Origin of the sequence: Pseudoalteromonas fuliginea (assembly GCF_000690055.1) — a bacterium.
GTDB lineage: Bacteria > Pseudomonadota > Gammaproteobacteria > Enterobacterales > Alteromonadaceae > Pseudoalteromonas > Pseudoalteromonas fuliginea.
In genome coordinates this window covers 1-1,316 of record NZ_JJNZ01000077.1, presented here as the reverse complement: position 1 = coordinate 1,316, position 1,316 = coordinate 1, and the positions used below count along the sequence as shown (strand labels likewise).

Here is a 1,316-nt window from a genome sequence, read left to right as displayed (position 1 = left end):
ACTTTATCCAGCGGCCTCTTTTTGATAATTAGAAATAAAGTTTTTTAAACTTTTTTCTATATAGCTTTGTGTAATACGTCTCTTACATAGCTTTATGACTTGCTTGGCTAAGGTTAAAAATGAAAGAACTCGGCGATTCTTAACACTATTTGCTTGAAATTTTATATGCCACTTTCTTTTTTCTGCTTCACACCCTATAAACCATAACGCAGTGCTCGCTATTGTGGCTATCAAGCATAATATTCCTATTCTATTTATGCCGGTGCTTTTACTAAAACGCCACGAAAAACCATATCTCAAACTTTTGTCATCGCGGAAATTTTGCTCTATTTGCATTCTTTTGCTATATAAACCAACTACTCGCTTACTCGTCATTGTATTGTCTGATGTCGCGAGTAACCATGGCTCTTTCGCTAAGTTTTGATACATTTTTGTATCTTTCGTAAATCTGCTTTTTCCTTTTCTTCCTTTATTTTTTCCATGATATACGTGTAAAAATGCATCGCATGCTGTCGGGCTGGACTGAGTTAGTCTTGCTTGACCTAACGCCTTTGGTATATCGCTGGCACCAGCCCTAAGTTGTTTTAATGTATGCCATTGTGATTGCATGGCTAGTTTACACTTCATTGAGCCTCTTAATCGACCTATCATATGCCAACCAAGTTCGCGTACTTTACTATACCAAGGCGTAAGAAAGCCGCCGTCTGTTACAATATAGACACTAGGATGTCGTCCAAGTACTTCATAAAGTTCATCTAAAAACAGGCTGTTGGTTGCTGGGCTATCAAAATTCTTCTGCTCAACAATCATGTTATAAATCACGATAGAGCGCCCATCCACAAGTAAGCTTGCTCGCAGTAAGTGATAGTCGTGACCACAGGCACCGCTCCAGTCAACGGCAATTGCAAGCATTGGTAAAGAGTCGATAATAGGATGAGCTAATGCTTTATAGATAGCGACCCTTTCATTGTAGAGGTGAGTATTTTTTAAGAAGCGATCAACGCGTTTTATTTTATGTTTTACATCCACAGCGCCAGACAAATTTCTGCCGATTTCAGTTAAGGTAAGTTTATTGCCCGAAATTAATGCATTACTGCAGCTTAGTAATGTTTTTACTCTGGCATTATTGAATGGCGCTAATGCATGTTTAAAGTACTTATGGCAAACTGATGTGTCAGGCATAGCAGTTGTGACTTATGTGGGTTGTGGTGATTTACATAAGATCATAAATTGCTGTGCCTGTCACGTTTTGGGGATTCGTCAGCCCTTAGGGTTCTGCCTAGGGGCAATTAACTCTTTGTTGCTCGGTTTTTACT

Annotated in this window: 1 protein-coding gene; it reads right to left on the bottom strand. The window is 39.0% G+C overall.

Annotated features, from left to right (window positions below; genetic code table 11):
* Positions 1–3: 3 nt before the first annotated feature.
* Complete coding sequence (locus DC53_RS02390) at positions 4–1,182, bottom strand: IS4 family transposase (RefSeq protein ID WP_050484169.1); 1,179 nt, start codon at positions 1,180–1,182, stop codon at positions 4–6.
* Between the last annotated feature and the right edge of the window lie 134 nt (positions 1,183–1,316).